Annotated in this window: 25 protein-coding genes, 1 tRNA gene and 3 pseudogenes; 22 read left to right on the plus strand and 7 right to left on the minus strand. The window is 64.9% G+C overall.

Annotated features, from left to right (window positions below):
• The first annotated feature begins 9 nt into the window (after nucleotides 1–9).
• The 3 genes from ACOOGG_RS12085 to ACOOGG_RS12095 are packed head-to-tail and all read left to right on the plus strand — an operon-like array spanning nucleotide 10 to nucleotide 2,806.
• Nucleotides 10–774 (plus strand): SDR family NAD(P)-dependent oxidoreductase, encoded by a 765-nt coding sequence (locus ACOOGG_RS12085; protein ID WP_420435355.1) that lies wholly within the window; start codon nucleotides 10–12, stop codon nucleotides 772–774.
• Nucleotides 775–790: 16 nt separating this feature from the next.
• On the plus strand, nucleotides 791–1,570 hold the full coding sequence (locus ACOOGG_RS12090; protein ID WP_420435357.1) for a CPBP family intramembrane glutamic endopeptidase: 780 nt from the start codon (nucleotides 791–793) through the stop codon (nucleotides 1,568–1,570).
• A gap of 42 nt (nucleotides 1,571–1,612) precedes the next feature.
• On the plus strand, nucleotides 1,613–2,806 hold the full coding sequence (locus tag ACOOGG_RS12095) for an amidohydrolase family protein (protein ID WP_420435359.1): 1,194 nt from the start codon (nucleotides 1,613–1,615) through the stop codon (nucleotides 2,804–2,806).
• Between the two features lie 59 nt (nucleotides 2,807–2,865).
• On the opposite strand, the gene ACOOGG_RS12100 is transcribed toward ACOOGG_RS12095, so the two are convergent.
• The 4 genes from ACOOGG_RS12100 to ACOOGG_RS12115 are packed head-to-tail and all read right to left on the minus strand — an operon-like array spanning nucleotide 2,866 to nucleotide 7,136.
• Complete coding sequence (locus tag ACOOGG_RS12100; protein WP_420435361.1) at nucleotides 2,866–3,699, minus strand: SDR family NAD(P)-dependent oxidoreductase; 834 nt, start codon at nucleotides 3,697–3,699, stop codon at nucleotides 2,866–2,868.
• A gap of 31 nt (nucleotides 3,700–3,730) precedes the next feature.
• Entirely contained in the window at nucleotides 3,731–4,630 is a 900-nt protein-coding gene (locus ACOOGG_RS12105) for a 1,4-dihydroxy-2-naphthoyl-CoA synthase (RefSeq protein WP_420435363.1), read from the minus strand.
• Between the two features lie 9 nt (nucleotides 4,631–4,639).
• Nucleotides 4,640–5,743 (minus strand): hypothetical protein, encoded by a 1,104-nt coding sequence (locus ACOOGG_RS12110; RefSeq protein WP_420435365.1) that lies wholly within the window; start codon nucleotides 5,741–5,743, stop codon nucleotides 4,640–4,642.
• Between the two features lie 46 nt (nucleotides 5,744–5,789).
• A complete protein-coding gene (locus ACOOGG_RS12115) occupies nucleotides 5,790–7,136 on the minus strand; it encodes an MFS transporter (protein WP_420435367.1) in 1,347 nt (448 codons plus the stop codon).
• Between the two features lie 173 nt (nucleotides 7,137–7,309).
• Here ACOOGG_RS12115 and ACOOGG_RS12120 point away from each other — a divergent pair, with 173 nt between their 5' ends.
• Nucleotides 7,310–8,683, plus strand: coding sequence for an aminotransferase class III-fold pyridoxal phosphate-dependent enzyme (locus tag ACOOGG_RS12120; protein WP_420435369.1), 1,374 nt, complete (start codon nucleotides 7,310–7,312; stop codon nucleotides 8,681–8,683).
• A gap of 32 nt (nucleotides 8,684–8,715) precedes the next feature.
• Here the strand turns inward: ACOOGG_RS12120 and ACOOGG_RS12125 are convergent, their stop codons facing one another.
• Nucleotides 8,716–9,858: a dihydrolipoamide acetyltransferase family protein gene (locus tag ACOOGG_RS12125; protein ID WP_420435371.1), complete on the minus strand. Its 1,143-nt coding sequence runs from the start codon at nucleotides 9,856–9,858 to the stop codon at nucleotides 8,716–8,718.
• Between the two features lie 52 nt (nucleotides 9,859–9,910).
• Here ACOOGG_RS12125 and ACOOGG_RS12130 point away from each other — a divergent pair, with 52 nt between their 5' ends.
• The 14 genes and pseudogenes from ACOOGG_RS12130 (at nucleotide 9,911) to ACOOGG_RS12195 (ending at nucleotide 19,455) form a co-directional block, all read left to right on the plus strand.
• Nucleotides 9,911–10,897: a thiamine pyrophosphate-dependent dehydrogenase E1 component subunit alpha gene (locus ACOOGG_RS12130; RefSeq protein ID WP_420435373.1), complete on the plus strand. Its 987-nt coding sequence runs from the start codon at nucleotides 9,911–9,913 to the stop codon at nucleotides 10,895–10,897.
• Between the two features lie 18 nt (nucleotides 10,898–10,915).
• Nucleotides 10,916–11,884: an alpha-ketoacid dehydrogenase subunit beta gene (locus ACOOGG_RS12135; RefSeq protein ID WP_420435375.1), complete on the plus strand. Its 969-nt coding sequence runs from the start codon at nucleotides 10,916–10,918 to the stop codon at nucleotides 11,882–11,884.
• Nucleotides 11,885–11,896: 12 nt separating this feature from the next.
• Nucleotides 11,897–12,205, plus strand: a complete 309-nt coding sequence (locus tag ACOOGG_RS12140) for a phosphate acyltransferase (RefSeq protein ID WP_420435377.1) — start codon at nucleotides 11,897–11,899, stop codon at nucleotides 12,203–12,205.
• 160 nt (nucleotides 12,206–12,365) lie between these two features.
• A complete protein-coding gene (locus tag ACOOGG_RS12145; protein WP_420435379.1) occupies nucleotides 12,366–12,932 on the plus strand; it encodes a WHG domain-containing protein in 567 nt (188 codons plus the stop codon).
• Nucleotides 12,929–13,375: pseudogene (locus ACOOGG_RS12150) on the plus strand (4Fe-4S dicluster domain-containing protein); the annotation flags it as partial. The gene ACOOGG_RS12145 and the pseudogene ACOOGG_RS12150, both read left to right, overlap by 4 nt.
• A gap of 403 nt (nucleotides 13,376–13,778) precedes the next feature.
• Nucleotides 13,779–14,360: pseudogene (locus tag ACOOGG_RS12155) on the plus strand (thiamine pyrophosphate-binding protein); the annotation flags it as partial.
• 384 nt (nucleotides 14,361–14,744) lie between these two features.
• Nucleotides 14,745–14,819: transfer RNA gene (locus tag ACOOGG_RS12160), tRNA-Arg, on the plus strand.
• Between the two features lie 171 nt (nucleotides 14,820–14,990).
• Nucleotides 14,991–15,575 (plus strand): tyrosine-type recombinase/integrase, encoded by a 585-nt coding sequence (locus tag ACOOGG_RS12165; protein ID WP_420435381.1) that lies wholly within the window; start codon nucleotides 14,991–14,993, stop codon nucleotides 15,573–15,575.
• Between the two features lie 14 nt (nucleotides 15,576–15,589).
• A pseudogene (locus tag ACOOGG_RS12170) lies at nucleotides 15,590–15,724 on the plus strand (IS3 family transposase); the annotation flags it as partial.
• Between the two features lie 286 nt (nucleotides 15,725–16,010).
• Complete coding sequence (locus ACOOGG_RS12175; RefSeq protein ID WP_420435383.1) at nucleotides 16,011–16,796, plus strand: hypothetical protein; 786 nt, start codon at nucleotides 16,011–16,013, stop codon at nucleotides 16,794–16,796.
• Nucleotides 16,797–17,022: 226 nt separating this feature from the next.
• Nucleotides 17,023–17,340: a transposase gene (locus ACOOGG_RS12180; RefSeq protein ID WP_420435385.1), complete on the plus strand. Its 318-nt coding sequence runs from the start codon at nucleotides 17,023–17,025 to the stop codon at nucleotides 17,338–17,340.
• A complete protein-coding gene (locus tag ACOOGG_RS12185; protein WP_420435387.1) occupies nucleotides 17,337–18,230 on the plus strand; it encodes an IS3 family transposase in 894 nt (297 codons plus the stop codon). Before ACOOGG_RS12180 ends, ACOOGG_RS12185 begins: the two co-directional genes overlap by 4 nt.
• A gap of 173 nt (nucleotides 18,231–18,403) precedes the next feature.
• Nucleotides 18,404–19,063, plus strand: coding sequence for a hypothetical protein (locus tag ACOOGG_RS12190; protein ID WP_420435389.1), 660 nt, complete (start codon nucleotides 18,404–18,406; stop codon nucleotides 19,061–19,063).
• Nucleotides 19,064–19,152: 89 nt separating this feature from the next.
• Nucleotides 19,153–19,455 carry a hypothetical protein gene (locus ACOOGG_RS12195; protein WP_420435391.1) on the plus strand — a complete coding sequence of 101 codons (303 nt, stop codon included), beginning with the start codon at nucleotides 19,153–19,155 and terminating at the stop codon, nucleotides 19,453–19,455.
• A 34-nt stretch (nucleotides 19,456–19,489) separates the two neighbouring features.
• Here ACOOGG_RS12195 and ACOOGG_RS12200 read toward each other — a convergent pair whose 3' ends face one another.
• Together ACOOGG_RS12200 and ACOOGG_RS12205 are read right to left on the minus strand one after the other, a co-directional pair.
• Nucleotides 19,490–19,753 carry a DUF86 domain-containing protein gene (locus ACOOGG_RS12200; protein WP_420435393.1) on the minus strand — a complete coding sequence of 88 codons (264 nt, stop codon included), beginning with the start codon at nucleotides 19,751–19,753 and terminating at the stop codon, nucleotides 19,490–19,492.
• A 101-nt stretch (nucleotides 19,754–19,854) separates the two neighbouring features.
• Nucleotides 19,855–20,148 (minus strand): nucleotidyltransferase family protein, encoded by a 294-nt coding sequence (locus ACOOGG_RS12205; RefSeq protein ID WP_420435395.1) that lies wholly within the window; start codon nucleotides 20,146–20,148, stop codon nucleotides 19,855–19,857.
• Between the two features lie 1,059 nt (nucleotides 20,149–21,207).
• On the opposite strand from ACOOGG_RS12205, the gene ACOOGG_RS12210 reads away from it, so the two are divergent.
• From ACOOGG_RS12210 to ACOOGG_RS12225, 4 genes are read left to right on the plus strand one after another with little or no spacing between them, the layout of a single operon-like run.
• Nucleotides 21,208–23,007 carry an ABC transporter substrate-binding protein gene (locus ACOOGG_RS12210; RefSeq protein WP_420435397.1) on the plus strand — a complete coding sequence of 600 codons (1,800 nt, stop codon included), beginning with the start codon at nucleotides 21,208–21,210 and terminating at the stop codon, nucleotides 23,005–23,007.
• A 46-nt stretch (nucleotides 23,008–23,053) separates the two neighbouring features.
• Nucleotides 23,054–24,004, plus strand: coding sequence for an ABC transporter permease (locus ACOOGG_RS12215; protein WP_420435399.1), 951 nt, complete (start codon nucleotides 23,054–23,056; stop codon nucleotides 24,002–24,004).
• Nucleotides 24,001–24,876 (plus strand): ABC transporter permease, encoded by an 876-nt coding sequence (locus ACOOGG_RS12220; RefSeq protein ID WP_420435401.1) that lies wholly within the window; start codon nucleotides 24,001–24,003, stop codon nucleotides 24,874–24,876. Before ACOOGG_RS12215 ends, ACOOGG_RS12220 begins: the two co-directional genes overlap by 4 nt.
• Before the next feature lie 28 nt (nucleotides 24,877–24,904).
• Nucleotides 24,905–25,570: a potassium channel family protein gene (locus ACOOGG_RS12225; protein ID WP_420435402.1), complete on the plus strand. Its 666-nt coding sequence runs from the start codon at nucleotides 24,905–24,907 to the stop codon at nucleotides 25,568–25,570.
• Nucleotides 25,571–25,574 lie beyond the last annotated feature (4 nt).

Here is a 25,574-nt window from a genome sequence, read left to right on the forward strand (position 1 = left end):
CATCTCCCCATGCCTGCGGAGAGTGAATTTGGGGGGAGGGTGGCGTTGGTCACCGGGGCGGCGGGGGCAGCCATTGGGTCGACCACCTGTCGGGCGCTGGCCTCCTTTGGGGCCGGCATCGTGGTGTTGGACAACCATGAGCGCCGCACCAACGAGACGGCCGAGGCCCTGCGAGAGGCCTTCGATGTGCCGGTGATGGCGGCGGCGGCCGACATCGGCGATCGGGAGCGCATGGCCGAGACCATGGACGAGGTCTACGACGAGATGGGGTCGGTGGACATCTTGGTGAACAGCGCGGCGATCAACGTCCAGGGCAGCATTTTCGACTTCGACCCCGAAGACTGGGACAACGTCATCGCCGTGGACCTCACCGCCTGCTGGTGGCTGATCTGGCGCACCATCGGGGCCATGCGGGATCGCCAGTGGGGGCGCATAGTGAACGTGTCTTCGGTAGCCGCCTACCTGGGGGGCAACGGCCGGGAGGGGCCGTACGCCGCGGCCAAGGCCGGCCTCAATGAGGTCACCCGAGGAGCCGCCATCGAGGGTGGACCGCATAACATCAGGGTGAATGCGGTGGCTCCCGGCTTGGTGCGGTCGAAGTGGGTGGACGCCCAGGCCGAGTACTACGAGTCGTTCCGGGCAGAGACCCCGCTGCGCCGACACGCCGAGCCCGAGGATGTGGCCAACACCATCGCCTTCTTGTGCAGCGACGAGTCGGCCCACATCACCGGCCAGGTGATCAACATCTCCGGCGGGTGGTACCTCACCCCGTGACTCTCGCTCCCCGGCGATGAGCAGGATCGGCGGCCGGATTCGGGCCACGGCTCCAGCACAGGGGGAGGTGGATCGCGACGCGGTGGTGCTGATTCTGCTGGCCATCGGCACCGTCATCGCCATTCGCTACGGCGGCCTTTCATCCACCACAGACTGGCTTACCGTCACCCTCGACGGCGTGGCTCTCGACGGGCTGTCCGACCGCTTCGAGCGAGCCTTGGGCCAATCCGAACACGCCGGTTTCAACCGCCGCATGTACTGGGGCCTGTTCCGCTGGGTGGTCTACGTGGTGCCCGCCGTTCTGGTGGCCCGTTACGTGCTGCGCACCCGCCTGCGAGACCTCGGTCTCAAGGCAGGCCCTGACCTCCGCCGCCACGCGCCCCTCTATGTGGGCCTGTATGTGGTGCTGGTGCCGTTCGTGGTGGCGGCCAGCTTCAACGGCGAATTCCAAGACACCTACCCGTTCTACGAACCGCCCCCCGGCATCGGCTATTGGCCCCGCTTCTACATCTGGGAGGCGGTGTACGCCGGGCAGTTCCTGGCCCTTGAGTTCTTCTTCCGCGGCGCGCTGGTCCACGGCCTCGCCCGACGGTTCGGCGCCATGGCTGTGTTCATCGCCCTCATCCCCTACGTGATGATCCACCTCACCAAACCCCTGGCCGAAGCCCTCGGCTCCATCGTTGCCGGCACCGTCCTCGGCTTCCTCAGCCTCCGCACCGGCTCCGTCTACCTAGGCGCCGCCCTCCACTTCGCCGTCGCGTTGACGATCGACTTGCTCGTCTTGGGCATCCAGTAGCCGCTGGGCTACCGGTCACACCCAGAACCTAAGCTGAACCCCATGGCCGACCTCGGCTACCGAACGTTCGACTCCGACAACCACTATTACGAGGCACCCGACTGCTTCAGCCGCCACATCGAGTCCCGCTACCGGGACAAGGCCATTACCGCTAGCCAAAGGGCCGATGGGGAGTGGGAAGTCAAAGTGGGGGACCGGCCCTACAACTTCATGCACGTGAAGTTCGACAAGACCAACGCGCCCGGTTCTATGTACGAGATGTTCAAGGCCAAGCGGGATAACCCCGACCTGAGCTGGGGCGACGCCTACACCGCCGAGAACATGCTCCCCGCCTACAAGCAGCCCGACGCCCGCCTCGACCTGCTCGACAGCCAGGGCGTGGAGTGGGCCATCTTGCTGCCCACCTTCGGGGTGTCGGTGGAGGAGTACATGGTGGACGACGTCGAGCAGACCTACGCCAACCTGCGGGCCTTCAACCGGTGGCTGGAAGACGACTGGGGTTATGTGCACAAGGATCGGCTGTTCACCCCGCCGCTGCTGTCGCTACTCGACCGGGAGCACGCCATCGAGGAGCTCGACCGGGTGCTTGAAGCCGGGGCCCGCATCGTGCACCTGCGGCCGTGCCCGTGGGGTGGCGAGGGCCGCTCGATCGCCGATCCCTACTACGACCCGTTTTGGGCCCGCCTCAACGAGGCTCAGGTCCCGGTGGCGTTCCACATCTCCGATCTGCGCTACGGCGACCTCGCAGTGCGCATGGGTGACGACCCTGTGGCCAACGTGCGGGAGATGTCGGCATTCCAGTGGGCCTTCCTCCACGGTGACCGCCCCATCATGGAGACGTTCGGGGCGCTGCTCTACGGCAACATGCACGCCCGCTTCCCCAACCTCAACTTCTTGAGCATCGAGAACGGCTCCGACTGGGTCCACTACCTGCTCACCTTGATGGACAAGAAGAAGGGCATGGCCCGCTTCGGCCCCTGGCCCGCCGGCCGCCCGGCGGGGCGCATCAGCGAGATCTTCAAGCAGTGCTGCTTTGTGTCCCCCTACCCCGAAGACGACGTCGAGGCATTGGCCGACCGCATCGGCCCCACCCAAGTCCTATTCGGCTCCGACCACCCCCACCCCGAAGGCATCGCCGACCCCAACTCCTTCGTCACCCTCATCGAGAATCGCCCCCAAGACGAGCAGCGCCAAATCATGCGCCAAAACGCCGCCACCCTGTTCAAAGTCGCCTAACCCAAGTCCTTCAGTTCTGCACAATCTGAAAGTAGTACTTGCAGATTGTCACACCAGTTCTACCTCGCGGGGATGAAGCCGCCGTCGACGATTATGCATTGGCCGGTGATGTAGCTGCCGGCGTCGGAAGCCAACAACAGGGCGGCGCCGACCAACTCGTCGGGGTGGCCGATGCGCCCGATTTGGCTGAGGTCGGACATGCGGGCCATGGCCTCGGGGCCAGTGTTGCGGGTCATGGTGGTGTCCACGGTGCCAGGGGCGATGGCGTTAACCCGGATTCCCTGCGGGGAGTAGACGCCGGCCATTGAGCGGGTGAACGACAACAGGCCGGCCTTGGCTGCGCTGTACATGGAGGTGTCGGCTGCCGGGATGTAAGCCCCCACGGAGATCACGTTGATGACCGAGGCGTGGTCGGAATCCAACAGCGCGGGCAGGCAGCGCTGGAACAAGAAGAATGGCCCTCGCAGATTCACGGTGAACGACTTTTCCCATGTTTCGGGGGTGATGTGCTCCATGGGGAGGCCCAGCGGGTTGGCCGCGTTGTTCACCACGATGTCGAGCTGGCCATAGTGCCCCAGGGTGGTGTCTACCAGCCGGTTGACGCTGTCGAGATCGCCCATGTGGACCGGCACGGCCAAGGCCTCGCCGCCGGCTTCGGCGATCTCGGCCACGGCTAGATCGCAGGCGTCGGCCTTGCGGCTGGCCACCACCACCTTGGCCCCCTGGGCGGCATAGCCGTGGGCGATGGACAGCCCGATGCCCCGGCTGCCCCCGGTGACGATGGCCACCCGGCCCGACAAGTCGAACATCTGGGCGGCGTCCAGTGACGCGGCATCAGGTCGGGGAGAAAAACTTGGATCGGTGGCGGGGTCGGAAGCGGGGGAGTCGGCCATGACCGCACCCTAGAGCCAGTACAAGACCGACCTAGAAGTGATACGGGAACTGGGAGAAATCCGCGTCGCGCTTCTCGAGGAACGAGTCTCGGCCCTCGGCGGCCTCGTCGGTGCCGTAGGCCAGGCGAGTGGCCTCCCCGGCGAACACCTGCTGGCCCACCAGGCCGTCATCGATCAGGTTGAAGGCGAACTTCAGCATGCGCTGGGCGGTGGGGCTCTTGGCGTTCACCGCTGCGGCCCACTCCAGAGCGGTCTGCTCCAGGTCGGCGTGGGGCACCACCGCGTTGACCATGCCCATCTCGTATGCCTCGGCCGCGGTGTAGGCCTTGCCCACGAAGAACACTTCCCGGGCCCGCTTCTGGCCCACCTGGCGGGCCAGGTAGGCCGATCCGAATCCGCCGTCGAAGCTGGCCACATCGGCGTCGGTCTGCTTGAACATGGCGTGTTCGGCCGACGCCAGGGTCATATCGGAGATCACGTGCAGGCTGTGGCCGCCGCCGGCCGCCCACCCCGGCACCACCGCGATCACCACTTTGGGCATGAATCGGATGAGCCGCTGCACCTCCAAGATGTGGAGGCGCCCGGTGCGGGCATCGTCCACCGTGTCGGCGGTGTCGCCGCTGGCGTACTGGTAGCCGTCGGCTCCCCGAATGCGCTGGTCGCCCCCCGAGCTGAATGCCCACCCGCCGTCGGTTGGCGACGGCCCGTTGCCGGTCAGCAGCACGGTGCCCACATCGGGGGTCATGCGGGCGTGGTCCAGGGTGCGATACAACTCGTCCACCGTGTGGGGCCTAAAGGCGTTGCGCACCTCGGGCCGGTCGAAGGCGATCCGCACCGTGGCCTGGTTCACGGCGCGGTGATAGGTCACGTCGGTCAGGTCGAACCCCTCCAACGGCTTCCACCGCTCGGCGTCGAACAGCTCTGAGACCATGCGACAAGACTACGGGCGGGGCACAGATGACAGGTACTCGAATCCCGCCGGCGAGTCGTCCCGCCAATCGTCGTAGGTCTCCCTGGCCTTGTTGGTTGCTCTCTTGCGGACGGTCTTGGCCACCTTCCTCTTGGCCTTCTCTGCCGACTGGGTGATGGTGTAGTACTGCATCTCCTTGAATGCCCGGCGGCGGCCCATCTCCACCATCGCCCGGGCGGCACTCAGGGTTTTGCCCGTACCCAGAGGCATGGCCACCCTTCCGGCGAACATCAGAGCCGACTTCCAGTCTCCCTGCGACAGGGCATGCAGCGCCCGGGTGGTATCCACGATCTCGCCCACCACTGGTAGCACCCCGGCGGCCTCCATGGCCCAGAACCCCACGTCGTCCCAGCCGAAGCCGTCCTTGCGGTGGTAGGCGCCATGGGCGATGACAGCCGCAGCGGCTTGTCGAACATTCGGGGGCAGGCTCTCGTCGGCGGCAATGGCCTCGAAGTCGGCCTTCGACAAGAAGCGGTCGGCCTTGGTCGGATCGCCTTGCGCCGCGGTGTCTATGGCGGCCAGATAAGGCAGCAAGGTGGTGTAGGCCGACATCTTGGCCTCGAAGGCATCTAGGTCGTCGAGGCTGATGCGCCCGTCGCCACCGTTGGCGTGGAATCCCTCGTCGGGGTTGGCAAGGTAGTCGCGGTTGTTCTTGGCCGTGTCCAGCATCGTCAACAGGCTGGAGTTGGTAAGCAGGATGCGGGCCGCCTCCCCCAACTCGTCGGCGCGGGTGACGAAGCCCTCCAGGTCGCGCCGCGACAAAATGTCGTCTCCGCCCCACGCCTCGGGAGCATCTCGCAGAACCTCGATGGCCCACAGGGCCAGGTTCAGCCCCTCGGGGCCGAGCAAAATCATCTGGGCCCTCTGGGAGATGTCCTCGGAGTCGACCCGAAGCTGCTGGGCAATCCCGCCCAGCGACTGCTCTACCGGGTACTGCTCGCCCCCCAGCCAATACTCAACCTCAGCCACCACTGCGGCCCACCGCAGGCGCCGCCGGTCGATCTCGTCGGCCGCGGCCAAGTAGTCGATGGCTAGGTCAAAGGCTGCCTCGGCATCCATTCCCACAGCGGGCATATATGGAATATAGGGAAATTATTGGAAACTAGCTATAGAAAAATGGTCAAACGGCTTTGCCGGGGCCCGACCCGCCGTTTCGCGAGAAGGGCCGCGGTGGACGGCGCAGCAAGTTCACGGCCATTGCCGACGCTCGCATGGGCCACGGCACCCACTCGCCTTGCTGGTCAACCGGGATGCCGTCTCGAGCCACGATCCGCCACCCGGTATAGACCACGATTACCGCGTGAGCTCCCACCAGCACCAGAAAGAAAGTCCAGGGCGCGGTCAGCGCCATGACCACGCCGCCGATCACTGGTCCGATGATCGAGCCAAATCCGGCAGTTCGCACTAGCGCAGCGCTGGCGCCGTTTAGCTGGGACGTCGGCACCCGGTCGCCGGCAAAGGCCATGGCCAGCGAATAGAGGGGGAAAGTCATGCCGCCGAAGCAGAACATGAGAAACAACGACAGTGCCGACCCTGGTTCGACCAAGGGCAGAATCCCGGCAATAGATGCGGCTGCGGCGGCCACCACAAAGATCACAGCCCGGCGCGATACCCGATCAGACACCGACCCCAGCGGCCACTGGAAGGCGATGGCTCCTGCGGTGGCCGACACCAGGAACAGGGCAATCCGGGACGTCGACAGTCCCTCGTAGGCGGCGTAAACCGCGCCTACCCCGAGCACCGTCCCGTGGCTGATTCCCGCACACAAGGCGGTGAGCACGCCGAGGGGCGCCAGGGAGATGAGCTGACGCATCGACAGCGGCTCGGGCACGGTCAGCGGGGGAGCGCTGGTAGCCGACAGCGTGATGGGAACCAGCGCCGCGGAGATGAGCACCGAGGAGATCACGAACAGTTCGAAACCCTCGGGGTCGCCGCCGTTCAACAGCAACTGGCCGAGGGTGAGCCCGCCCATCGACGACACCATGTACATCGAGAGCAATCGTCCCCGGGTGGCGTTGGTGGCCATGTCGTTGAGCCACGACTCCACCACTACCAAAACGCCGGCTATACAGACGCCGAATACCAACCGCAATAGGGCCCACGCGGTGGGGTTGATCCATAAGAGGTGGAGGATGGACACCCCGGAGGCCATCGAGGCCAGCGCGGCGAACACCCGGATGTGGCCCACCGCGGCCAGAAAATGCTCGGCCAGGCGGGTCCCGATCAAGAATCCGAAGAAGAAGCTGGCCATGACGATGCCGCTCACGGCCAGACCGAATCCCTCTGACTCGGTTCGCACGCCTAGCAGCACTCCCTGGAGGCCGCCGCCCACCTGAATGAACAGCATTCCCACCAGCAGCGCGCGGGCCGCACCGAGGCCGCGCCCCGTGGGCCCAGCCTCGATTAAGGGACCGCCTACGACTCCACCGTCGTCCTTCTCAAGCCACCCGACGGCGTTCTCGGCCACTGTCGATAAGCCTACCGACGCACCCCTATTTTCCAACCGGAAAACGCAGTGGAATTCAGTCATTTTGCGGGGCTGGAATCTGCACTATTGCAGCACTATTGCCCGCTCTAGCTCGTCTGTGTAGCGTCATATCGCAGTCGTCGAACATCGCCTGGGCGACATGGGAGTCACAGATGCCAGATGACCGTCTGCAGGCTCGTCGCCACCTCGTACCTCACTTCACACGGGGCGAGGCCTGGAAGGCGGATGACCTGGTAGTAATCGACCGCGGCGAGGGTTGCTACGTGTGGGACACCGACGGCAACGAGTATCTCGACGCCCTCGCCGGCCTGATCTGCATCAACCTCGGCTACGGACGCAGCGACCTGACCGCGGCTGCCGCGAAGCAGATGGACAAGCTGGCCTTCTACTCCAACTGGGGTTTCGCGCACCCTTCGTCGGTTGAGGCGGCATCGATGATCGCGGCCATTGCCCCGGGGGATCTCGACCGGGTGTTCTTCGTCAATTCGGGCTCTGAAGCGGTGGAGTCGGCCCTCAAATTCGCCCGCTGCTACCACCTGGCCAACGGCGACGGCCAGCGCCACAAGGTGATCGCCCGCGACCTGGCCTACCACGGCACCACGCTCGGCGCCCTCGCCCTGACCGGCCTTCCCAACTTGCGGGACCCGTTTCGGCCGATGCTCACCGACTGTGTGCGCCACGTGCCCAACACCTTTGGCGAACACCTTGAGCCGGGCCAAGCAGCCCGAGATCTGCCCAGCGTGAAAGCAGTCGAAGAGGCGATTGTGGCTGAGGGCCCCGAGACCGTGGCCATGGTGATCGCCGAACCAGTCCAGAACGGACGTGGCGCGCTGGTACCGCCGGAAGGCTATTGGCGGGAGCTCCGCCGCATCTGCGACGCCTACGGCGTGCTCCTGTGTGCCGATGAGGTGATCAACTCGTTCGGACGGGTAGGCCATTGGTTTGGCAGCGAGCGCGTCGGTGCAGATCCCGACTTGATCACCTTTGCCAAGGGCGTCACTAGTGGCTACGCCCCCTTGGGCGGCCTCATCGCCAGGGACTCGCACGTGGAACGCATATGGGATTCCCCCATGTCGTTGTTCCTTCACGGGTCTACCTTCGGCGGCCACCCGTTGTCCACCGCGGTTGCCGTGGCAAACATCACGGCTCTGCGCGATGAGAATGTCCTGGCTGGCGTACTGCGAAACGAAAGCGTCCTAGACAAAGGGCTGGGCGACCTAATGGCAGTCCATCAATGCATCAAAGATGTCCGGGGGATTGGCTACTTCTATGCAATTGAGCTGATGCGAGATCGGAACTCCGGCACCGATCTGACCGAGGCCGAGTTCGCGTCGCTGATGTACGACGAGGTACTCGACCAGTTCGTGAGAGAGGCGCGTGTGCTGGTGCGACCAGATGCACGGGGTGCCGCCATGCTGATGATCTCCCCGCCACTGGTGGCGGACGCTGAAGTGATCGACGAGATCTTGAGTCGGGTCAGCCAGGTGCTCGATCGATTTGGCGGTTGGCTGGAGGCTGCAAAATAGGGCCTTTGCCCAACTAAAAGGCGCGGTGGGATTCAGTCGTCAAGCGCTGCTGGGTCGGCGATTATTTCCGCCAGGGTCTGAAGGAACAATGCCGCCGGTACGCCGTCCACGGCTCGGTGGTCGATGGTGAGGCTGAAGGTGATCATCTGGCGCCAGGCCACATCGTTGCCATCGCGGGTGGGCACCTCGGTGGCCCGGCCCACTCCGAGGATCGCCACCTCGGGCGGATTGATGATCGGAGTGAATTCGTCAATGCCGTAGGCACCCAGATTGGTGACCGTGAAAGTGCTCCCGGAGACCTCAGTGGGCTTCGCCGAGTTGGTGCGCACCTTCTCGGCCAGATCGCGGACTTCGGCTGAGAGTTCGGGCAGTCGCCTGGCGGCGGCGTCGCGCACCACCGGCACGATGAGCCCGTCTTCGAGCGCCACCGCCACGCCCAGGTCGACTTGAGCGTGAAGGGTGATCACGTCGTCCTCGAGTGTGGCATTGAGGGCGGGGTGACGGTTGAGGGCGATAGCAACCGCCTTGAGCACCAGATCGGTGACCGCCACGCCGGTTCCCTCGGCCTTCAGGGACTGCTGAAGGCCGATCAGCTCGGTGGCGTCCATCTGGCGGGTCAAGGTGAGCTGGGCCATCGACTGGATGCTGTCGTGCATCCGAGATGCGATCGCCTTCCGCATTCCGGTCAGCGGCACGGTGGCGGTCGGGCTGGAGGCTCGGTCTCCTACCGCATCGGAAGGGGTGTCGGTGGCATGGCTGTGCACGTCGTACTCAGTGATGCGTCCCCCCGGGCCGGTGCCGGTGACCGCCGCGAGATCGACGCCTAGTTCTTTGGCGGCTCGGCGGGCCACCGGGGTGATCTGCACCTTTGGCGGACTGGAAGCCGGCGCTGGGCTGGCGACAGCCTCGCCGGGTTCGCCGATGAGGGCGAGCACCGTCAGCGCCGGCACCGTCTCTCCTTCGGCGACGAGGATCTCCAGGATGGTCCCGGCCACAGGGGCGAGCACGTCGTCGGTGGTCTTCTCGGCCTCGATCTCGACCAGGGGCTCGTCGACGGCCACCACATCGCCCACCTGCTTGTGCCACATGACCACTTGGCCCTCGTCCATCCCCATGCTCCACTGGGGGAGCCGCACCTCGGTCGCCATGTGGTTGTCGAGACTAGCCTTCGTCATCTGTCGTTCCGAGCGCCATCTGGAGGGCGTTGCCAGACAGAAGGGGGAGCTGATGATCACTGTTGATGACGGCGTATTGCGGGAGATGTATCGGCGGATGTCCCGCATCCGCAGGTTCGAGGACACCACCAAGGAGCTCCTGTTGGCCGGTGAGCTCTACGGCGCGTTCCACACCTCCACCGGCCAGGAGGCGTCCATTGTCGGGTCGTGCATGGCGCTGCGCATCGACGACTCCATGGTGGGCACCCATCGCTCCCACGGTCATCCGATCGGCAAGGGCGCCCAGCTCGACCGGCTGCTGGCCGAGCTGATGGGCAAGGAGACCGGGGTCAACCAGGGCAAGGGCGGGTCGATGCACTTGTCGGACTTCAGCATCGGCAGCCTGGGCGAGACCTCGATCGTCGGCTCCGGGCTCCCGGTGTCCACTGGCGCTGCGCTGGCTTACAAGATGCGGGGGGAAGACAAGGTCAGCCTGTGCTTCTTCGGCGATGGGGCGTCGAGCCAGGGCACGTTCCACGAGTCGTTGAATATCGCCTCCGTCTGGCAGCTGCCCGTTGTGTATGTCTGCGAGAACAACGGCTACGGCGAGCTCACGTCGGCCAAGGATGCCGTCTCCGTAGAGGACATCTCGGTGAGGGCCATTGGCTATGACATGCCCGGAGTGACTGTCGACGGCCAAGACGTGCTGGCCGTGTACGAAGCGGTCAGCGAAGCAGTGGAGCGGGCCCGTGGCGGGGGCGGCCCGAGCCTGGTGGAGACCAAGACCTACCGGTTCGAGAACCACGCGGTGGGCAGGCTGCCCGAGCACTACCGGTCGGCTGAGGAGGTGGAGTATTGGCGCACCCAGCGCGACCCGCTGGTGTTATTCCGCCAGGTGCTCATTGAGCGGGGCTTCGACGAGCAGCAGATCGATGATCTAGACGCAGCGGTCAGCGAGGAGATCGTTGCCGCCATCGAGTTCGCCCGGCAGAGCCCGGCACCCCCGCCCGAGGCCGCCTTCACCCACTTGTTCGCCGACCCCGCACCCAGTGCGGGCTAATCGCAGGAGTAATTCGCCATGCGCACTGTGACCTACATCCAAGCGGTTACCGAAGCGATGACCGAGGAGATGGAGCGCGACGAGAGCGTCTTCATCATGGGCGAGGACGTCGCCTGGAACATGATGGGCGACTGCACCGGAATGGTCGAGAAGTTCGGCACCGAGCGGGTTCGCAACACGCCGATCTCCGAGGCGGGCTTCGTCGGCGCCGGAGCCGGCGCGGCCATGGTCGGAATGAGGCCGATCATCCACATGCTGATCGCCCCGTTCATGTATGTGGCCTTCGACCAGATCGTCTCGATCATCTCCAAGTCGACCTACACCTACGGCGGACAAGCCCGACTGCCCATCACACTCCGGGCCCCGATGATGTACGGAGTCTCCAACGCCGCCCAGCACTCCGACCGCCCCTACGCCACGCTGATGACCATTCCCGGTCTCAAGCTGATCGCCCCCGCGACACCTCGCGATGCCAAGGGGATGCTCAAGGCGGCCATTCGCGATGACAACCCGGTCATCACCTTCGAGGACCGGAGCCTGTGGGGTCAAAGCGGCGAGGTGCCCGACGACGATCTGATCGTGCCTTTGGGCCAGGCTGCCGTGCGTCGAGAGGGCACCGACGTGACCGTGGTGACCGTGGCTGGGGCGATCACCCTCGGCCTTGCTGCCGCCGAACAGCTCGCCCCCGAAGGGATCTCAGTCGAGGTGATCGACCTGAGATCGATCGTACCGATGGACACCGACACCATCCTGGAGTCGGTGGACAAGACCGGACGGCTACTGATCGCTGACCCCGCGCACGAGATGGGATCGGTGGCATCCGAGATTTCCGCCGTTGTCGCTCAGCACGGGTTCTGGTCCCTTCAAGCCCCCATTGCCCGGGTAACCACCCCCCACTGCCACATGCCCTTCAACGCCGACTTGGAGAAGCAACTGCTGCCCAACGTCGACAAGATCGTCACCGAGGCCCGAGCCCTCATGAAGTGAAAGGCGGTTGGATTGCCGGACCGCGCCCCTATTACCGAGACGTGGCGCCAACAGGCGCGCAGCTCCATGAGGCGGGTGGTGCTGGCCGATGGCGACGATGAGCGAGCCCGGGACGCAGCCCGGTACTTGGATCGGGAGCGCCTGGCCAATCCCGTGATCCTCGACGACCCGGCAAGCTTCTGCTCGCCGGCTGTGAAGGCGCAGGCCGCGATCTCGCCGAGAGCCGAGAAGATCGATCTGGGGGATTCACCACCCGTCCAGGGGTTGCAGCGCCGACGACATCACCACCGTGGCCGTGATTTCTGCTTGTCAGGCCGTTAGGGGGAGATCTGATGTCAGCTAGCTCTAACAAATTCGCTATAGGTGCTAACTTGCCAATCGGACGGCCTCGTGGAACGAGGACGAACGAGGAGGGCAGGGGAACGTGAATCGACGTCAGAACAGCTCTACAACGGCGCGCACGCCACTGGACAGCGCGAGGGTGATTGCCACCGCCGCCCGCATTGCCGACTCCGAGGGGCTCGACCGGTTGACCCTTACCCGGGTTGCCGACGAGCTCGGCGTGCGCCAGCCGGCCTTGTATCGCCACGTCGACGGCTACGACGACCTGCTCCGCAGCCTCAGCCTGCGGGGTCGGGAGATCCTGGCCCAGAGGCTGGCCGACGCCGCGGTCGGCCTTTCGGGTGACGACTCGGTGGCCGCGGTGGGCCACGCCTGGCGGCAGATGGTGCGCGACCATCCCGGCATCTATGCGGCCACCGATCGCTACCCGTGTGCCGGAGACGCCGAGCTTGAGGCTGCGGTGGAGTGGGTGCTGGCCGTTTTGGGCCAAACCCTGCGGGGCTACGACCTCAGCGAGGAAGACCGGGTGCATTCGGCCCGCGCCCTGCGCAGCGCATTCCACGGGTTCAGCCATCTTGAGTCGGGCGACGGCCACCCCCTGCCTCACGATCCCGAGGACGCTTTTGAGCACCTAGTTCAACTGCTGTGCGCCGGCATCCATCGGCTTTCCCGCAATCCTCCGATGAGCACGGAGGGCGTGAAGTGACCCGACTCGGGTTCCTCCTCGACAGCGAGAGCTGCATTGGCTGCCATGCCTGCACCGTGGCGTGCAAAGCCGAGCACGATGTGCCTCTCGGGGTCAACCGAACCTGGGTCAAGTACATCGAGACCGGTACGTTTCCCGACGTCAACCACCATTTCTCGGTGATGCGGTGCAACCACTGCGACGACGCCCCGTGCATAACCATCTGCCCCACCATTGCCCTGTTTCGGGCAGACAACGGGGTGGTCGACTTCGACGATGGCAACTGCATCGGCTGCAAGGGGTGTATGAACGCCTGCCCCTACGACGCCATCTACATCAACCCGGTCACCAGCACGGCCAACAAGTGCAATTTCTGCAACCACCGCATCGAGCAGGGTCTCGAGCCGAGCTGCGTGGTGGTGTGTCCAACCCGTGCCATCAGGGTGGCCGACCTCGACGACCCACGCTGGACGCTGGATCGGCTTCCGCCAGCCAGTGCTGCGCCGCTTTGCCGAGATTCGCGGCGCCGAGGTGGACAACGGATCGCGCACCCACGAGTTCAATCCGGGCGAGGTGTGGGAGGAGAACGAGTTCTGGATCGACCTGTCCTGGCGCATCAACCCCGACGGCTCCATGGGCATCCGCCCCGGCGTGGTGGCCGCGTCGCATCATATGGGCCGCTGGCGCCTTGATTCCGGCAGCGGCGGTTCGTGGAACGGTGGCGACGCCGACATCACTAACGACGGCACGCTGTGGCGGCCTGCGCCGTCCCCTCTGGTATTCCCGCCCGCTCAAACCCAACCCCGCCGCCTATGCACTCTGGCCTTTCTCTTGCACCCGGATCCTCACTCAACGGAGAATGAACTAATGACCCGCATGACCCCCAGCGAGGCGTTCGTGGAGCCGATGGTCGCCCACGGCGTCGACACCATTTTCGGCATCATGGGCAGCGCCTTCATGGATGCCATGGACATCTTCGAACCGGCCGGCATCGAGCTGGTGCCGGTGGTGCACGAGCAGGGCGCGGCCCAAATGGCCGACGGCTACAGCCGGGTGAGCTGATGCCACGGGGTGGTGATCGGCCAAAACGGGCCGGGCATCTCCAACTGCGTGACCGCCATTGCCGCCGCGTACTGGTCCCACAGCCCGGTGGTGATCGTCACCCCCGAGACCGGGACAATGGGCATCGGCCTGGGAGGTTTCCAAGAGGCCAACCAGCTTCCGATGTTCGAGGAGCTCACCAAGTACCAGGGCCACGTCAACAACGAGCACCGCATGGCCGAGTTGACCGGCCGGTGCTTCGACCGGGCCCTCTCCGAGATGGGGCCGACGCAGCTCAACATCCCCCGCGACCGCTTCTACGGCGACATCGACGTGGAGATCCCGCAGCCGCAGCGCCTGGCCCGGGGTCCGGGCGGCGAGCGCACCCTGAACGAGGCCGCCGAGCTCGACGGCGGCGAAGACTGGTCGGAGATGGCCCGGGCCATGGGTGCCGACGGGGTGCGGGTCAACGAGCTCGAAGAGGTGGGCCCGGCGCTGTCCAAGGCCATCGACGCCCAGATCAACGGGGGCCGCACCACCGTCATCGAGGCTATGTGCCCCATGGAGCTCGGCGACCCCTTCCGCAAGGACGCCCTGAGCCGCCCCATCCGCCACCTCGACAAATATGAGGACTACGTCTAGAAGGCAGGGTGCCTATGTCCCCGACGCCATCATCGCCGTCCGGGGCACCGCGGTGTTGGAGCCTGTGGTGTAGGCAATCCAGCCGCTTTTTCCTTCCAGCCACCTAGAATTCGATACTCAACGGATTGTGGGCTGTTTGTCCGCACACCCGCCCACGTAGCTCAGCAAGGACAGAGCAGGGACCTCCTAAGTCCAAGGCCGCAGGTTCGAATCCTGCCGTGGGCGCTTCCGGGTTTTCTCAGCAATTGCTCGATGGTCCCATTTGGTACCTGTTTCCCCAGTATAGAGACCGTTTCTGTCAGTTTGGGGTGGTAGGCTGTTCTCAGCTATTGCCGGGCCCACGGCTATGTCACCGGGAACGCGGCCGGCGAGGCCATCGACGGCGCGCGGCCGCCGATGCCGCGCGTGAAGGCCCACTTCCGCTCCCTGCCCTATGGCGAGGTGGCCGACGCGCTCGGCGTGGTGGACCGCACCGGCGCGTCTGCGTCGGCCAAGCTGTGCCTGCGCTTCGCCGTGTTGACCGCGGCCCGCTCCGGCGAGGCCCGCAACGCCTCATGGTCAAAGATCGACTTCGCCGAGCGCGAGTGGCGCATCCCCGCCGACAAGATGAAAGCCGCAACCGAGCACCGAGTGCCCCTCAGCGACGCCGCCCTCAAAGTGCTCGACCGCGCCAAAGACAACCACGACGGCTCCGATTTGGTGTTCCCCTCCCCCCTCAGGCCGGGCCGCCCCCTCAGCGACATGACGCTCACGAAAATCCTTCGCGACGCCGGCCTGGCCGAGCGGGCCACCGTCCACGGATTCAGAGCCAGCTTCCACACCTGGGCACTGGAGCAAACCGACACCCCCTGGGCAGTCGCCGAAGCCGCACTCGCCCACACCCTCGGCGACTCAACCCAACAGGCCTACACCCGAGGCGACGCCTACACCAAACGCCGCAACCTCATGGACCAATGGGCCATCTGCCTGAAGCGGCCATAGGCGGGCGGCGGCACACCCGCATAGAGATCGCGAACGCGATCTTCGAGTACATCGAGAGCCGGCACAACCGGCAACGCCGCCACACCGCCTGCAACATGATGGCACCGATCCGGTTCGAAGCTCGACATCAACAACCACCGCCAGCGTGAATCCAACATCACGCCTCTACCAAACCCAGAGAACCCCAAGACCTTCAGGAAGACCAGGTCGGTTTGCTGTTTCGCAGAGACTGTGCAATACCCGGGTAGGTTCACAGGTGATATCAAGGGGTGCGGGCACACCTTGCGCAGAGGGGGGACGGCCATCAGCTACGCACTCGACAACCAGTCCGGTTCTGGAGGGTCCGGTGCCGAGGCCCTGGATTCGGAGCCGAAGGGTGTGATGGCATCGCTGCCTGGTTGGAGTGTGTTGTTGGTCAGGGTCGGGGGGGCTGTCATGGTCACCGCCGCTTTGATGAGTTGGCTGGAGTCGCATCCAGATGCCCGCCCCAATGTCGCGGGCATCGGTCCGACGACGGCGGGGGCAGGTTTGGTGGTGTTTGTTGTCGGATTGCTGCTTCTGTTGGGGCGCCTGCAAACAGTGGCCGCATTGGGAGCGGCGCTGGGAGGATTCACCGCGGCGTTGATTTTCATAGTCCGGGCGGAGACCATCGGCGACGTCCGGCAATCAGGCGAGATTGAGCTTGTCTGGCTGTTTCCAGATGTGGGGGTGGGGGCTTGGATCGGGGTTGTTGCTTCCGCGGTTGCTTTGATCGGCGCGGCATGGGATCTAAGGAAAGCCGGTGATCCTCCTGGTCAGAATCTGCAACTGCTTCCAGCGTTTTCTGGGGCGGTATTGGTCGTGATCGCCCCAGTCTTGCTGACCTGGGACTATGGGTTTCCTTTCCGCAGAGTGCTGGGTCGATCCGGCAAGCTCCACACCGATGGTCTGGATACAGGCATCATGACCGGCTATCCCATCATCATTCTCGGGTCCCTCGCGCTGCTTGCCGTCTTGGTCGCAATGTCCAACAACGTTCGAGGCGGCGTGTCGAAGCAGGCGCCGGCGGTCTGCATCCAAGTGGCAAGTCCTGCAATCATCCTGCTGGCTGGGATGGAAATCGCAGCCAGGGTTATGGGAGGCATCGATCCTGTTTTGAATACAATCTGGTCTGGGCCCATTGTGGCCCTAGCCGGTGGAGTCGTGATGATCCGTTCAATCCAGCCCGCTCGGTCGGCTTAGGGGTTGACCGTGAGCGAACCAGCTGACATCCGAACCGGCACAGACGGCGTACACGCAGGAGAGACAAGTGCCCTGCTGACAAGGTTGACGACCCCACGCTCAGAAGAGTCTCTGGTGGTCAAGATCGGCGGCATCATCATGGTTGTTGCCGCCCTGATGAGTTGGGTGGAGGCAGGTCTGTCTGAGCATCCCCCCTTTGGCCGGTCACCTCGATTAGGAGGTAATCATGTCATTGATGGAAAAGGAGAGGCCGCCGGGCAGGGCTAGGCGGCGTTTCACCAAGGAGTTCAAGGCTGACGCGGTGGCGTTGGTGTTGGACGGGGAAAGGCCGATCGCCCATGTGGCCCATGATCTGGGCATCGGGGCGACGAGTCTGGGGAACTGGGTTCGCCAGGCCCGCATCGACCGCGGGGAGAAACCGGGGTTGACGACTGAGGAGCGCTCTGAGCTGGTGCGGTTGCGCCGGGAGAACTCGAAGCTGCGGATGGAGCGTGAGTTGCTCAAACGAGCGACGGCCTTCTGGGTTCAGGAGTCGGGACAGTGACCCGCTATAGGTGGGTCGCTGCCCGGAAGGCCGAGGGATTCCCGACCACAAAAGCGTGCCGGGCCGCCGGTGTGAGCCGCCAGGCGTTCTACGACTGGTCTGGCCAGCAGGCCTCAGGGCTCAGCGCCAAAGCCTCAGCCGACGCCGAGCTGGTCGCCGCGATACGCAGCATCCACGCCGACTCCGGCGGCGCGTACGGGTCGCCGAGGGTGACCGCGGAGCTGCGCCGACAGGGCCGGCGGGTGAATCCCAAGCGCGTCTGCCGGCTCATGCGGCTCCACGGGATCTGCGGCATCCACAAGCGCCGCAAGCCCCGCTGGAAGGTCGCTGGCGGCTCCCGCCCGGCGCCAGCCGACCTGGTGCGCCGCGACTTCCGGCCCGGCCAGCCCGACCAGGTGTGGGCCGGCGACATCACCTACATCCCCACCGGCCAGGGATGGCTGCACCTCGCCGTCGTGTTGGACCTAGGGTCCAGACGGGTGGTCGGCTACTCCATGGCCGCCGACATGGCGGCCCGGTTGGTGGTAGACGCGCTGGACACTGCCGCCGCGTCCAGAGGCGGCCGCACCGGCGGGGTGATTTTCCATTCCGACAGGGGCCCGCAATATCTCAGCGGCGATTTCGCGTCGGCGCTGGCCCGCCACGGCATGCGCCAATCCGCAGGCCGGGTGGCAAATTGCTGGGACAACAGCGTCGCCGAGTCGTTCTTCTCATCCCTGAAAAGAGAGCTCGTCACACAGACCCGGTTCGCGACCCGAGACCAGGCCCGCCGCGAGGTCTTCTCCTGGATCGGCCGATACAACACACGCCGGATCCACTCCACCCTCCACTACCAGACCCCCACAGAATGGGAGAACCACCACCGGCAACGACTAAACCAAGCCGCATAAAACAAGTGACCAGCCAACAGGGGGAAGCCCAGTCGACTCGCCCGAGTTTTGCTGGGGCTGGACCGGTAACCCGCGGTGTGGGGCTGGTTGTGCTGGCTTCTGGGCTGTCTTTCCTCTTTCGACCGACGAGACCGGGGGTTGTGTTGGGGAGGGCGCTTGGTGGATTCGTTGCCGTGTTGATCTTCATTTTGCGCATCAAGACAATTCCTGAGAATGGTCCCGAGCTGGCCACGGGCGCATGGATCGCCCTGACTGGTGCGGTAATCGCTTTGTTCGGGTCGGTCTTGCTTCTGCCGGGATCCGACTTCAGCCCTGGACAGGGGATCGAATGGCCTGCGGCGCTAGTTGGTGCGACCATGGCCGTGGTCGGCCCGCTGTTCCTTGCTTGGGGTGGCTTAATCCAAGGCTCATCGCTTCAACTGGATCTTCACCCGTTTGAGATCTTGGCAGATGGTCTGAGCACCGAGCTCATTACTGGTTACCCGATCCTTATTCTGGGGTCGGCAGTGCTGCTCTCAGCGATCCTGGCAAGGGTCAAGGGCGGTAAGGCAGGTGGGAGACAGGGGATTCTGATTGCCTGTCAAGCATCGGGAAGCGCCATTGCACTTCTTGCCGGGATGGAAGTTGCTGCATCGCTGATGCAAGGCAGTGCCACCAACAGCAGCGGCAGGTTATTGATCCTCTCTGGCCCACTAGCGTCGCTGGCAGGGGGCATCCTGCTGGCCCACTCGGTTCGGCCCAATGAGGTGGCCGACACAGCCCCATTTCCTGTGGTGCAGGGGTCGGCAGCGAGGGTGCGCCTAAAGCAGATGCCCGCAGACGGGGGGCCGTAGCCAGCGGGACTCGATGACGCGGCGACCGGCGTGGGCCTACAGGTCCAGGCCCCGCTTTGCTCATCAGCGTATAGCTATGCTCTTTGTTCGTGGGAGCAGAGTTTGCGCGGTCGCTGTCGGACTCTGAGCTGAAGGCCGCGGTCGCCGAGGTGGAGCGACGGGCGCGGGAGAAACGGCTGGAGGCGTGGCCGGAGCTGCGGGCGCTGGACGCCAACGCTAAGGCCGTTGTTCAGCTTCGGGACCAGCTCGACGACGCCTGGGTTTTTCGGGCCGAGCTGATCGAGAAAGCGCTCGAGGCGGGCTGTGGTCGCGCCGCGGTCGCGGACGCCGCCCGCATCACGGTACGCCGACTCGACGCCATCCGGTCCAGGCCGCCGCGTCGCCTTTCTTAGCGGCCGGCTGCGGCGGGCGGGGGTGGTAGTGCCCCTACATCTCGATGCCTGGCCGGTTTCTGCTCTGTTGGGTGTCGTCGGCGAGGTCGGCCACTGCGCGGGCCAGGTCTGGAGCGCTTGCGCAGACGGCTTCCCACACCAAGTCCCGGTCTATGTCGTCGTAGTCGTGCGCGATGAAGTTGCGCATTGCCCGCGCTTTGGCCAGCGGCAGATGCGGGTGCTGGTGGGCGAACTCCTCTGAAAGCTTGCCGGCGGCCTCTCCGATGATCTCCAGTTGGCGCTCCGCGGCGGCTCTCACCACCTAGCTGGCTTAGAATTGGTCCCGGCCGGCCCCGGCGATCCTGTTGAGGCGCTGCGCTGCCAAAACGATGTGCTCCAACAGGTCGCGGTCGCGGCTGTTCACAGCGAGATGGCGTCGGCGAGGATGCCGCTGTGTTTGTCTTTGAGCCCGCCCAGCGAGATCACGTCCACATCGCAGCCCAACAGCTTCTCCAGGTCCAGCTTCAGCCCCGCCTGGTCGAACAGCGAGGCGCCTTGTGTGAACCGCACCAAAAAGTCGCAGTCGCTGCTGTCGGTGTCGTCGCCGCGCGCCACCGAGCCGACTAGCGCTATCGAGTCGGCCTTGTTCCGGGCCGCGGCCGCGCGTATGGCCGTGCGGTGGTCTCTCAACACAGCATCGCGGCGCGCTCCCATGGCCTCATGATAGACGCTTCGGCCCTCGAACCGGGAAGGCCCCAAGCGCCGACGCAAACACGCGATCCCGCCGACCGTCGGGCCCTTCGGCGGCACCGCGCTAGGAGGCGGAAACCGGGGCAGTGGGACAGCCCACCCCAAAGCCCCAACCGGCGCGAAAACCGGCGACGTGAGCTTCCCCCCTAATCGTGGAGAGTTTGTTTATAAGGGTTGGAGGGAATATCACTAAAGGTAACAGGATCCGCAGCGCGTCACGCTCGGCGGCCGGTGTCCACGATTCGATGAGCAGGCTGTCCCCGGACACTCGAACGAAGACGACCCTCCTTTATCGCACGACCGTGCCGCCAGGGTCGTGAGGCTGAGGTGTGGTCCAGAGCGGCGACGGACCGTTGGGCGCTTGAGCACAAGACATGCGCCACGCGACGAGCATGAAGACGGCCCTATGGCCTCGGCCAGGGAGTGGATCGGGCCAGCGTCCCGACGACCGTGTGGGACAGATTGTGGGACACACCAGCGGAATCCAGTGTTCCAGGCTTATGACCTGGGACAACAAATGGCTTTCGAATCCTGCGGGGGCGCTTCCGGGTGTTCTCAGTAGTTGCTCGATGGTCCCAGTTAGGGAAGCTGGTTCGCGTGGATCGTTTGGGGAAGGGAAGCATTCCCCCTGCCGAACGACTCTCCTTCATAGTGGAGAACATCTTCGCGGGATTCCCCGCCGTCTTGTTGGCGGCAGGGATCCTCTTTGCCTCATGCTCTTCCCACTCGCAGCAGGACTGCGAGCAAGCTCCCGTGGACTAGGCGTTTGCCGAGCAGCAATGGCAGGAGGAGTTCGAAGAGCATGTTCTGGCCGACGAGGTGCTACATACGCCGCCGACTACTTGGGATTATTGAGTCCCTTGGCGATGGGCGCGTTCTCATCCGCGCATTTGACAATGCCGACGGAGCGGACCCTGGTTTCCGCTGTCTTATAGTCCAGGTGCCGAAACGAGCCTTGGGCTCGATCGGGTAACCGGTCAATATGACTTCGGTGTAGAGTCTGGGTAAAAGGGGGTTTGTGTCATGGCAGACATTCGGCGGGATTCGAAGCGGGCGTGGTGGCGGTGGATGGCACTGCTTTTGGCGGTAGCGCTGGTGGCATCAGCCTGCGGAGGCGGGAACGACGATGACGACGCCGGTGGCGTCGCTGCGGAGGCCACTGCCGCCGCCGAGGCGCCCTCGGGAGAGGATGATGCACCTTCCCCCAGCACAGACGGCGGGGACGGCGACCAACCGGCGGCCCAAGATGACGGGGCCCAGGAACCAGAGGCGTCCGACGGGGCCGGCTCCCCTGAGCCTGTGGCCACCGAAGCCCCTGAGACTGCTATGGAGCCCCAGTACGGGGGCACGCTGGTGGTCGGGCTGGAGGGCGAGACCACCAATGGCCTGAACCCGGTGAATGCCCAGGCCGCGGTGTCGGGGCTCATCTTGTTCCGTGCTCTTTACGACACGCTGACTATAGAGGGCGTTGACGGCGAGTCGGTGCCGAATCTGTTGGAGAGCTTCAGCTCCAACGACGACTACACCGAGTGGACGTTGACGCTTCGCCCGGGGATCAGCTTCCACGACGGCACGCCAGCGGACTCAGCCGCCCTCAAGCGCCATTTCGAGGAGCAGGCCAAGGGCACGCTGACCGGCATCTCGGTGAGCGACTGGGAGATCCAGTCGATAGAGATAGTGGACGATCTATCGGTAACGGTCGTGCTGGGGAAGCCGTTTGCGCCGTTTCCCAAGTATCTGAGCAGCCATCTGGGCTATTTCGGGGCGCCATCGATGCACGATTTGGGCCAGGAGGGCGCGGCCCGCAATCCGATCGGCACTGGACCGTTCATGTTGGATGAGTGGATCCCCAATGATGTGACCCGGATGGTGCGCAACCCGAACTACTGGCGCACCGACTCAGAGGGCCGCCAGCTCCCCTATTTGGACGCCTTGGAGTTCCGGCCCATCCCCGACAGCGATGCCCGGTTCGCGGCCCTGCGCTCCGGCGACCTCGATGCCAGTCTCGACAACACCGGTTTGAGGGTTGACGACTACAACGAGGACTTCAAGACGTTCTGGCAGGGGGATGCGTACGCCGAGACCACCTATCTTATGTTCAACAACTCGCGGCCCCCGTTCGACGATGTGGACTTCCGCCGAGCACTGGCGCAGTGCACCGACAGAGAAACCTTCAACACGCTGCGCTGGGACGGACAGCCACCGGCTGCCGGACCGTTCTCGCCGGGAACCCCGGGCTATCTGGCCGACTCCGGGTTCCCGGGCTACGACCCCGATGCAGGCCGCGCCACCATTGCCCGCCTCGGCGTGTCCGATGTGGAACTCGGCACCACCAACGACCCAGCCAACTTGTTGAACACCGAGCTGCTCGCCGCCATGTGGGGAGACTGCGGATTAAATGTGTCAATCACCCAGGTGGACCAGGCCGAGCTGATCACCAACGCGGTGATCGGAAACTTCACCGCGTTCTTGTGGCGCAACCACCCGAGCTATGGGGTTGCCCCCGAGCGGATCTGGTGGCACAGCAAGTTCGGCCAGGGCATCGCCTTGAACTTCGGGCGGATAAACAACCCCGCTATCGACGCCGCGCTGGACGAGTCTCTAACCGTCGTCGACCCCGAGCGTCGCCGACAGCTTGCCGAGGACGTGAACCGGGCGTTCGCCGAAGGGGTCCACAACCTCTGGTTCTACCACTCCAACTGGCTGATCGCCGCCCATCCCCACGTACACGGCATCGACAACCTCACCCTCGATGGGGGGGTGGAGCATGTGAAGGTGTTCGCGGGAAGGGTCTTCTTCACCGAGACCTGGATCGAGCAGTAGCAGGCGATTCCGGCTCCGCCCGGCGGCACGCAGGTCATCCCAGAAGATGTCGGCGCTTCGGTTCATAGGAACGCGGCTGGCACAGCTCGCGGTTGTCGTGCTGGCGGTAACGCTGCTGTTCTACTGGATGCTGAACCTGCTGCCCGGCAACCCGTGCGTGGCTGCGTTCGGCGGCGCGGCCACCCAAGAGCAGATCGCCGAGTGCGAACAGGACCGCAACTTGGGCGATCCGGTAATCGTGCAGTGGGCCAAGTGGGGCGGCGACGTGCTCACCGGCGACTTCGGCAAGTCGTATCTCACCGGGCGGACTTTCGGCGAGGCCATTTCCAACGCGCTGCCCCGCACACTGCTGCTGCTGGCCTATTCGCAGCTCTTGGCCCTGGGCCTGGCCATTCCCCTGGGATTGTGGTCGGGCTATCGGCAGGGCAGTGTAGGAGACAGGGCGATCACCGGCGGTGCCTTCGCGCTGCTGTCCGCCCCAGTTTTCGTTGTGGGGCTGGTGCTGATCCTGTTGTTCGCTGTCAAGCTCGACTGGTTCGACCTCAGCGGCTACCAGCCGATATCCGAGGGGCTGGTATCGCACTTCAAGGTGATGTTCCTTCCCTCGGTCGCGCTGGCCGCGGGGCTCTTGCCCATCTATCTGCGGCTGCTGCGAACCGATGTCATCGGCACGCTCCAGGAGGACTTCGTGGGCACGGCCCGGGCCAAGGGCCTGCCGGTGCGCATGGTTCTGTTGCGCCATGTGCTGCGCCCGTCGAGCTTCACGCTGCTGACAATCTTCGGCATCCAGGCCGCGCAAGCGGTGAACGGGGCCATCGTGGTGGAGTTCCTCTTCGATCTCGACGGGGTCGGCTCTCTATTGGTTAGCTGGGTGGCCGCCCGTGAGTTCCTGCTGGTCCAGACCCTGGTAGCGCTGATAGCCGCGGTGTTCGTGACCGTGACCACCATTGTGGATCTGGTGTATTCCGCGCTCGACCCCCGGGTGCGACGACGATGACCGCCGCCATGACCACGTTGACCCGCGCCAGCCGCAGGGCGGCCGCGTCCCGTCGCCCCCGCCCCCATCTCGCCCTGTATCTGTCGTTTGGATGGCTGTTCTTGGTGGTGGCTAGCGCCGTTTTGGCCCCCTGGCTGAGCTTCCTCGACGATCCTCACCAGCCATTGTCAGGACAGCCCGAGGAAGGCCCATCGTGGTCGCATTGGTTCGGCACCGACCAACTCGGCCGGGACATGTTCGCCCGCTCGGTGTGGGGCGGTCGGCTGTCGCTGTCCATTGCCGGACCGGCGGTGGGCATGGGGGTTGTGATTGGCGGTGTGCTGGGGGTGGTCGCCGGCTACTTCGGGAAATGGGTCGACCTCGCGGTGAGCAGCGTGGTCAATGTGGCGCTGGCGCTGCCTACGCTGGTGTTCGCCCTGTTCATCGTGACCATGCTGGGCCAAAGCTTCTGGAACGTCACCATCGCGGTGACCATCCTCACCATCCCCGCCATCGCCCGCATTGCCCGGGCTCAGGCGCTGCGGTTCGCCGCCCGGGAGTTCGTGATCGTGGCCAACGTGATGGGTGCGCGCTGGCCCCGCCTGCTGTTCAGAGAAGTGCTCCCCAATGTGGTGCCTTCGTTGGCCTCGATCGCCTTTTTGGCCATGGGAATCGTGATCATCGCCGAGGGAAGCCTGTCGTTCATCGGGGTGAGCGTGGGCTCGCCCAGCATCACCTGGGGCAACATCTTGGCTGCCGGGCGGGGAAGGCTCGAAGAGTCCCCCCACATTGCCCTGACCACCGGCGGGGTGATGTTCGCCACTTTGATGGCGCTCAACTTCGTAGGCGACGACCTGCTCCGCCGCCTCGACGTCCGCGAAGCCCGCATCTGACCCTGCGGCGCACCGCTAACTTGAGACAATGTTGAGGACTCCCGTTCGCCGCCTCGTTCGCATTCTCGCCGAGGAACGTTACGACGTCATCTTGGCCTTGTGCGTGGCCATGGTGACGCTGTCGGCCGCAGGCATCGACGCCCTGACGGCCGCTTCAGGCATCGTCGGCCTAGCCCTCATCACCGGCACGCTCATCGAGTCGTCTGCGCTGGCCGTCAGCCGGGCCAAGGCGTGGGCGCTGCTGGCCGGGCTGGGGTGCGCCACTGCGATAGAGCTCGCGGTGGTAGGCCCAGACGATGCCCGCGTCAGCCCGGCGATCGTCACGGCCATAGGCATCGTTGCCGTGATCACCATAAGCAGGCAGGTGCTGTCGCGGCCCTTGCCCGACACCACCTCTATAGCGGCCTCAGCGTGCGCTTACCTGCTGATCGGGTACTCGTTCGCCAGCCTCTACATGCTGATCGACCGCATCGCCGCCGACGCGTTCTTGTCGTCGGGCGAGGCGCTCACACCGGAGTCGGCCGTCTACTTCAGCTTCGTCACCCTGACCACGCTCGGCTTCGGCGACCTCACCCCCGCGGCGTCGAGCGGCAGAACGCTGGTAACCCTCGAAGCCATGTCCGGACAGTTCTACATCGCCATCGCCGTCGCCCGCCTGGTAGCCGGAATGGCCACCGCCAAGAAAGACGACTGAACAA

Source organism: Candidatus Poriferisocius sp., assembly GCF_965214065.1.
Taxonomy (GTDB): Bacteria; Actinomycetota; Acidimicrobiia; order Acidimicrobiales; family Bin134; genus Poriferisocius.

Coding starts and splice junctions, on each gene's coding strand:
- ACOOGG_RS12215 (WP_420435399.1), top strand. CDS start 23,054: ATGTCGGCGCTTCGGTTCATAGGAACGCGGCTGGCACAGCTCGCGGTT.
- ACOOGG_RS12105 (WP_420435363.1), bottom strand. CDS start 4,630: ATGGTCTCAGAGCTGTTCGACGCCGAGCGGTGGAAGCCGTTGGAGGGG.
- ACOOGG_RS12095 (WP_420435359.1), top strand. CDS start 1,613: ATGGCCGACCTCGGCTACCGAACGTTCGACTCCGACAACCACTATTAC.
- ACOOGG_RS12165 (WP_420435381.1), top strand. CDS start 14,991: ATGCCGCGCGTGAAGGCCCACTTCCGCTCCCTGCCCTATGGCGAGGTG.
- ACOOGG_RS12175 (WP_420435383.1), top strand. CDS start 16,011: ATGGTCACCGCCGCTTTGATGAGTTGGCTGGAGTCGCATCCAGATGCC.
- ACOOGG_RS12110 (WP_420435365.1), bottom strand. CDS start 5,743: ATGCCCGCTGTGGGAATGGATGCCGAGGCAGCCTTTGACCTAGCCATC.
- ACOOGG_RS12210 (WP_420435397.1), top strand. CDS start 21,208: ATGGCAGACATTCGGCGGGATTCGAAGCGGGCGTGGTGGCGGTGGATG.
- ACOOGG_RS12225 (WP_420435402.1), top strand. CDS start 24,905: ATGTTGAGGACTCCCGTTCGCCGCCTCGTTCGCATTCTCGCCGAGGAA.
- ACOOGG_RS12205 (WP_420435395.1), bottom strand. CDS start 20,148: ATGGGAGCGCGCCGCGATGCTGTGTTGAGAGACCACCGCACGGCCATA.
- ACOOGG_RS12125 (WP_420435371.1), bottom strand. CDS start 9,858: ATGACGAAGGCTAGTCTCGACAACCACATGGCGACCGAGGTGCGGCTC.
- ACOOGG_RS12135 (WP_420435375.1), top strand. CDS start 10,916: ATGCGCACTGTGACCTACATCCAAGCGGTTACCGAAGCGATGACCGAG.
- ACOOGG_RS12120 (WP_420435369.1), top strand. CDS start 7,310: ATGCCAGATGACCGTCTGCAGGCTCGTCGCCACCTCGTACCTCACTTC.
- ACOOGG_RS12085 (WP_420435355.1), top strand. CDS start 10: ATGCCTGCGGAGAGTGAATTTGGGGGGAGGGTGGCGTTGGTCACCGGG.
- ACOOGG_RS12220 (WP_420435401.1), top strand. CDS start 24,001: ATGACCGCCGCCATGACCACGTTGACCCGCGCCAGCCGCAGGGCGGCC.
- ACOOGG_RS12090 (WP_420435357.1), top strand. CDS start 791: ATGAGCAGGATCGGCGGCCGGATTCGGGCCACGGCTCCAGCACAGGGG.
- ACOOGG_RS12180 (WP_420435385.1), top strand. CDS start 17,023: ATGTCATTGATGGAAAAGGAGAGGCCGCCGGGCAGGGCTAGGCGGCGT.
- ACOOGG_RS12130 (WP_420435373.1), top strand. CDS start 9,911: ATGATCACTGTTGATGACGGCGTATTGCGGGAGATGTATCGGCGGATG.
- ACOOGG_RS12100 (WP_420435361.1), bottom strand. CDS start 3,699: ATGGCCGACTCCCCCGCTTCCGACCCCGCCACCGATCCAAGTTTTTCT.